Annotated in this window: 6 protein-coding genes and 1 pseudogene; 5 read left to right on the forward strand and 2 right to left on the reverse strand. The window is 37.0% G+C overall.

The features are described 5' to 3' along the window. Positions 1-39 precede the first annotated feature (39 nt). Positions 40-267: pseudogene (locus L5M29_RS23435) on the forward strand (transposase); the annotation flags it as partial. Here the strand turns inward: L5M29_RS23435 and L5M29_RS23440 are convergent. Further along, positions 264-1781 (reverse strand): flavocytochrome c, encoded by a 1518-nt coding sequence (locus L5M29_RS23440; RefSeq protein WP_263170317.1) that lies wholly within the window; start codon positions 1779-1781, stop codon positions 264-266. The pseudogene L5M29_RS23435 and the gene L5M29_RS23440 sit on opposite strands and share 4 nt — an antisense overlap. A gap of 226 nt (positions 1782-2007) precedes the next feature. Between L5M29_RS23440 and L5M29_RS23445 the strand changes: the two genes are divergently transcribed. The 3 genes from L5M29_RS23445 to L5M29_RS23455 all read left to right on the forward strand — a co-directional run bounded on the left by L5M29_RS23445 (position 2008) and on the right by L5M29_RS23455 (position 5312). Next, on the forward strand, positions 2008-3036 hold the full coding sequence (locus tag L5M29_RS23445) for a porin (RefSeq protein ID WP_263170319.1): 1029 nt from the start codon (positions 2008-2010) through the stop codon (positions 3034-3036). Positions 3037-3159: 123 nt separating this feature from the next. Next, a complete protein-coding gene (locus L5M29_RS23450) occupies positions 3160-4041 on the forward strand; it encodes a LysR family transcriptional regulator (protein ID WP_263170321.1) in 882 nt (293 codons plus the stop codon). A 44-nt stretch (positions 4042-4085) separates the two neighbouring features. Beyond that, on the forward strand, positions 4086-5312 hold the full coding sequence (locus L5M29_RS23455) for a DUF819 domain-containing protein (RefSeq protein WP_263170323.1): 1227 nt from the start codon (positions 4086-4088) through the stop codon (positions 5310-5312). Between the two features lie 355 nt (positions 5313-5667). On the opposite strand, the gene tnpA is transcribed toward L5M29_RS23455, so the two are convergent. Then, the gene (gene tnpA / locus L5M29_RS23460) at positions 5668-6105 is read right to left on the reverse strand and encodes an IS200/IS605 family transposase (RefSeq protein ID WP_219255617.1); all 438 of its coding nucleotides are present in this window, start codon (positions 6103-6105) and stop codon (positions 5668-5670) included. Positions 6106-6622: 517 nt separating this feature from the next. On the opposite strand from tnpA, the gene L5M29_RS23465 reads away from it, so the two are divergent. Continuing rightward, positions 6623-6757, forward strand: a 135-nt coding sequence (locus L5M29_RS23465) for a transposase (RefSeq protein WP_263170325.1), incomplete at its 3' end; no start/stop codon positions are given.

Below are 6757 nucleotides of genomic sequence, written 5' to 3' on the forward strand. Positions count from 1 at the left end.
AAAACAGCTTACACTGGGTGCTAGATGTCTCAATGAAAGAAAAACAGCTTACACTGGGTGCTAGATGTCTCAATGAAAGAAGATAGTTGCCAGATTTACCAACATCATGGGGCAGAAAATTGGGCCATGCTTAGGCAAATATCACTCAATATGCTTAGGGCAGAACCTTCTAAGGGAAGCATTCCGGCGAAACAGAAAAGAGCTTGGATGAAACCTGAATATCTAGAATCGGTTTTATTAGCAGGATTGCAGTTGGGCGAATTTTAAACATTCATGCGGTTGCCCTGGTTAAATGCCTCATCTTTACCCTGTTTGAAATAATGGTTGTAGTTTGTGATAGTTTTGTCTAAAACACTTGGAGTCATTCCTGTTATTTTTGCAAGCTCTGCAACAGTATTGGCCTTTTCAAGCATTTCTAAATGATCATACCCCTGAACCATTTTAGCTTTTTTATATAATTCATTATCAAATACTAGCCAAGCATATTGTTCAGGCTGTTTTAGAATGGCATCGGAGGCTTTATCTCGAGTGGTTAATTCATTGATAAAGCGATCGCCTTCTTTATTAACCATTATGGCCCCGACACCTCGAACCGTTTCTGAAATTAATATACGGCTATCTTTTCCTACTGTTGGATGTGTCTGGATCCAATCAATATCAGTCATACTTGCACCGACTGCTTTAGCAAGTTCAATACCATCCCCAGTTGAAGTGATATTATTTGAACTTGTCATGCCTTTAAATGTAGGGCGATAAAAAGCAATCATTTCTTTATTAAACCCATAACCACCTGTGGCTAAAACAACCGACTTAGCTGCAACCATATAGTGACCAGAGTGCTTACCGTGGATGACAACACCCACAATTTTTTGTTCATCATCAACAACCAATTTAACAACTTTGGAGTTGAGTCTTGTATCAACCCCTTCTTTATCCGATGCTTTTCTTAGTACATCAATAATATGTGGACCAACACTTAAACCACCAGATGGACGATGTGTTCTATCGACTCTAGCGCCGCCAGAGCGTTTTAAATCATCCATATTGGCGCCCAAAGATTCTAACCATTTAATACCATCAGCCGATTGCTCCGCTAATATTTGTACCAATTTAGGGTCGTTAGCATATCGACCGCCTTTCATTGTATCTTCGACATACCATTCGATTTTATCATCGACTTTATGATCTTTTTGCTGAACTGTACCCACAGCATTATACCCGCCAGCGGCGAGCATAGAGTTACCACCACTAAATGGTGCTTTATCAAGCAATATAACGCTAGCTCCCGCCTTTTTAGCTGCAATCGCAGCATTAAATCCAGCACTACCGGCTCCAACAACAATCACATCCGTTGTTTCTTTAGGACCTGCAGCTATCGCTTTATTTATTGCTTCATTATCCCAACCTTTGTCCCACGGTTCTTTGGATTTTGCTTTATTAAAAGGCATGTCGAGCCCTTTAAATGAATGACATTCATTACAATATAACTTTGGTTGTTCATGTCCTTTATGACAAGACGTACAATTAATATCACCTAAGTGTGAAGAATGTGGGTCAATTTCTAGTTTGGGATTTGCTAGTTTTCCATAATCACCATGGCAGGATTTACATTGTTTATTTTCAAATGTCTCACTATCGCTCACTTTATTAGGTGCTGTATGGCAGGTTTTACAACCATTAACATCTTTATGGAATGATGCTAAATCATTTTTATTATCAGCAGCCCATGATGACGCAGTTAAAATCGAACAGACAATAATACTCAAGTATTTTATCTTCATGCAATTCTCCAGTTTTTATTTTGGTAAGATTTGGCGTGATGATAGTTTCTTAATTTTTTTAAATAGTGATATAGAGCAATAAATTGAAATCATTAAATATAACTTAACACACTTTAAGTTATGCTTAACTCGATGTTTTTGTTGATTAGATGTGATCTAAAGCTGAGATGTGTTTGCTTAAATCTCTAATATGGCATTGCTTTTACATTCTAAAAAGGTGATGTCGATGAAAAATGCTAAATATATTGGTTTTAGTTTTATTTTAATTTGTTCAACTCCAGCTTTATCTGAGCCACTAGATTTTTATGGAAGACTGTGGCTTGGTGTGGCCAACTCAAGTAATGGTCTTTCTGGTAACGAAAAAGTTGATGGATTTTTCCTTGAAAATTATGCATCGTATTTAGGCGTTAAAGGTGAGTATAGTGTATATGATAATTTTAGCTTGTTATATAAATTTGAAGCTGGGATAGAAAGCTTTGATAACGATGACTCTAATATTTTCAAACCGAGGAACTCTTACTTAGGTTTTAAAACTAACTATGGTTCGGCTGTTTTCGGAAGAAATGATACCGTTTTTAAAAGTGCTGAAGGTAAAGTAGATTTATTTAATATTACCTCAAGCGATATGAATATGATTATTGCAGGTAACGATAGATTAGGCGATTCGGTAACATTAAATAGCGCTAAGGTCGCAGGTGTTACTATGGGTATCAGTTATGTTTTTGATAAGGATTTTAATCAAAAAAATCCAGAACTTTCTGATAAACAAAACAATTATGCAATTAGTTTCTCCCTAGGCGATGCAGCACTTAAAAAGAATAGTCACTATATTTCAATAGCCTATGCTGATGGATTGAACCAGTTAGAGGCAACAAGACTGGTGGGTGGTGTTGCTATTTCATCCGTAAAATTGGGGGCTATGTACCAGCGCTCTGAGTCAAGTATTTATGATAATATTAAAGGTAACTCCTACCTGTTAAGTATGGTTGTTCCTATTAATAAATATGATATAAAATTTCAATATTTAAAAGATGATGCTGGGCTGGGTAAAGTGACAAAAAATGCCGGAGCAGATCTAAAAACACTAAAAGAGAGTGATGCAAGTCAATATTCAGTAGGCGTTGATTTTAAGGCTCAAAAGGATTTGACTTTTGGGGTAGGTATTTCCTATTTTGATGGTGACTATACTGACGCCAAAGGACATGCTGAGTTTGATGACACTCTCATTTTTGTATCTACAAGATATCTATTTTAACCTCTATAGATAAAGCGGCTAAATAGCCGCTTTATAAAAATCAGATATTTATCATGTTAATTATTTATCGTTTTAAACTATTATACTGCTAGTATAACTGATTTTCCCCTCGCGGAGCATTTGATGCGGATAACATTAAGACAATTGATGATCTTTAAAGCCATACATTCTGAGAGGCAGATCTCAAAAGCGGCAAAAGTGCTTCATATGTCAACGCCAGCTGTAAGTATGGCACTTAAAGAATTAGAAGGGTCTTTAGGCTGTAGATTATTTGAGCGAGTAGCGGGAGGTTTGGTTGTAAATGCGCATGGAGAAATAATATTACCTTATGCTAATGAAATGCTATCCAAGGGAAAAGAGTTAGAAAATATATTTTCATTCCCTGAACATGGCATTAAGGGGACGTTAACCATTGGGAGCAGTAAGACTGCTGGTAACTATGTATTATCTAGAAAAATTCCATTATTTAAGAACCAATATCCCGATGTAAAAATAAAACTAGTCATTGATAATAGTTTAGTTATTGAAAAAATGGTTTCAGAAAAAGAACTAGACTTAGGCTTTATTGATGCTAAACCCGCGAGTAAAAATCTCATTTGTGAGCATTGGTTACAAGATAATCTTTGCATTGTGAGTGGCGTAACTCATCCTGCTGCGAATGGTTTAAATACAAAATCTTGGCTTAGTGAACAATTGTGGATATTCGACCATGAATCATCGTTCTCTCGAATTCGTGCAATTCAGCTATTAAAAAGCTTAAATATTCACGTTCGTGATGAAATCTGCATGTCAACCATTGGCTCTATTAAAATGGCAATTGGAACAGGTATAGGTTTGAGTGTATTACCCCTATTAGCGATTGACGCTGAATTAGCAAGAAAAGACCTTATTTTATTACCTGTGGATGGATGGGATTATAAACGAACTTATTGGTCAATTCAGCGTGAAGGAGAAGAATTATCTGCATTAAGCATGAGTTTCCTAGCCTTTAGTAAGCTACTGTAGAATATAATATATGTATACCAGCTATTCTTACTAGGTGAATTAAATTGATATCATCAGATCTTGGAATAGGATTTTTTTTAGTCTTTTTACTATGTGGTTTATTTTATACACACACATCCTCTATTACACTTTTTAAGCAATTTTATCGTATTTTTCCACTGATGCTAATGTGCTACACCTTACCTGCCATCTTTAGCTCGCTAAATATAATTGATGCGAGCAATAGTCAGCTTAGCGAAATGGCCAAAACACACTTAATGCCCGGTTGTTTATTTTTGTTGATTTTAGGTACCGATTTCTTTGCTCTCAGTTTAGTGGGAAAACAACTTCTCGGTATGTACGTGCTAGGTGCTGTGAGCATCTGTATTGGTGGTCCATTAAGCCTATGGTTAGGCTCTATATTTTTTCCGAACGAACTCGTCTGGCAGGGAGATAATGCTGCTTGGAAAGGCATGTCAACACTGATGGCAAACTGGCTTGGCGGAACCGCCAATCAATTGGCTGTAAAAGAAATCCACAGTGTCGGTGATGCCGTATTTGCGGTAATGATGGCAATTAATATTCTTTTTTCCGGTATATGGATGGTTATATTACTTTTCATTGCAGAACGCCAAGATAAAATCGATGATTTCCTGAAAGCTGATAAAAGCTATAGACCGATATTTTGCACTGACATCAAACGTAAAGTGATAGGAAAACAAACAAGCTATTATTGGATTCTGATATTGAGCTTGACTTTTTTCATTGTAATTTTCTTCAGTGAAAAATTATCATCCTTCCTTGCAACAAGAATCGCTAATAGTTTCCCACACTTATTTAAATACAATCTTACTTCTGAATTTTTTTGGTCAGTATTAATTGCAACTTTTTTAGGATTATTATTTTCATTAACAAATGCAAGACATGTGTTAGTCAAGGAAACTCAGCAGGCAGCTCTTTTTTTTATCTATATCATGATAATGTTGATGGGGTTGAACTTTGATATTAGCGCATTGAGCGCCGCGCCCTATTACGTTTGTATCGCTCTTATTTGGTTCTCTATACACATTATTATCTTATTTATTTTTACTGTATTTTTTCGATTACCTATCATGTACTTCGCGATCGCGAGTCAGTGTAATATTGGTGGTGCGGCTTCTGCACCAGTTATCGCCAGCGCTTTTCACCCAAGGCTGGCTTCCGCTGCTTTATTGATGGCAGTTTGGGGTTATACTTGGGCGTCTTTGTTGGCGTGGTATTTGGGTTTTTTAATGCAGTTTATTCAACCATAAGATGGGAACAAAAGTGTGTCCAACTAATTTTTTTGCTCCCAATAAATGCCACTCCAGAATCTTCAAAGCACTACCCAAAGCTTTCAGCAAAATTCAATTTAACGATACAACTTATCCATTACCCCCCCAATCAATCAAACCTCGGGGTGATTCAACACTGGGATAAAGTCGCAGCTACGCGCAGCCTGCCCATATTTATTATGTTTTTTCATGATTCAAACTTGAGACACTTTACCATACATATACCTAAGTCTTTTGGTATGACTAAAATGAATTTAAAATCGCACTAAAGTAAAGAATCCGCCTTCTTAGAAGGCGGCTTTGACTTGCCCCTGGAAGGGGCTATTCCAAGAACCTACATCATCTGCAACGACAATTGAGCCTCATGTTCCTGATCTTGTTTATCTTGATGGCGCACATATCGTCTAATGATTTCTTCATTAACACCTACTGTATCTACAAAATAACCTCTGGCCCAAAAGCTATTGCCCCATAGCTTTTTACGTACATGAGGAAATTTATTGAATAACCTTATCGCACTTCTTCCTTTCAATACTCCCATCAGCGTTGATACTGACAGCTTCGGCGGGATTATGACTACCAAGTGAACGTGGTCTATCTGAACGTTTAATTCTAAAACCTCACAACCCTTCATATTGCAAAGGATATAAATTGACCTGTATAACTCCTTACCAAGGTTTCCTTTTAACATTTTAAAACGGTACTTCGGAGTCCAAACAATATGATATTTGCAACGCCAATAAACATGTGATGAACTTCTATAATCGCCCATGCTTTTCGTTTCCTCTTACTTGTGGTGAATAAGAAGTCTCTTTTAGCATGGGCGTAATTCAGGCTATAGCCTCAAGGAACAATCACCACCGCCAGAGGCGGTGGTTTGGGGATGACAATAAAAAAGCCTGCAAACGATTAAGTTTGCAGGCTTTTTAACTCTTATAAAAAGAGGAATTTGGTCGGTATGAGAGGATTCGAACCTCCGACCCCTGACACCCCATGATTGATTACCAAATCCGCATAACCATCTGATATTAAAGGATTTAATAAACAATGCTCTACAAGAATCAGTCTAGAAAAATACCTCTTTTTAAGCTAGTTTGCGTTTTCTGCACTCTTTGTTTTCATAGACTTACACAGAGTTAGTCCCCTATTTATAAAGCAAATATCTTCCTAGTAACTCTAATGTATTACTATACAACCCCTTCAATATCTTGGGGCTGTAGTGGCACACTAATTTTGGCCACCTAAATAGAGGTGATATTATTACCTCGTAGATGACTTTAGGTGAACACATGAGATCGACAACCAGAAAAACATTTAGTGCTGAATTCAAACTTGAAGCAGCCCAATTAGTCCTCGATAAAAACCATAGCATCATCGAAGCTGCAAAGGCGATGAACGTAGGTAAGTCCACTATGGATAAATGG

It is taken from the genome of Shewanella sp. SM95 (assembly GCF_025653595.1).
Taxonomy (GTDB): Bacteria; Pseudomonadota; Gammaproteobacteria; order Enterobacterales; family Shewanellaceae; genus Shewanella; species Shewanella oncorhynchi.

Bases quoted from the DNA above. Each gene is read 5' to 3' on its own strand.
- L5M29_RS23440 (WP_263170317.1), bottom strand. From the start codon at position 1,781: ATGAAGATAAAATACTTGAGTATTATTGTCTGTTCGATTTTAACTGCG.
- tnpA (WP_219255617.1), bottom strand. From the start codon at position 6,105: ATGGGCGATTATAGAAGTTCATCACATGTTTATTGGCGTTGCAAATAT.
- L5M29_RS23445 (WP_263170319.1), top strand. From the start codon at position 2,008: ATGAAAAATGCTAAATATATTGGTTTTAGTTTTATTTTAATTTGTTCA.
- L5M29_RS23450 (WP_263170321.1), top strand. From the start codon at position 3,160: ATGCGGATAACATTAAGACAATTGATGATCTTTAAAGCCATACATTCT.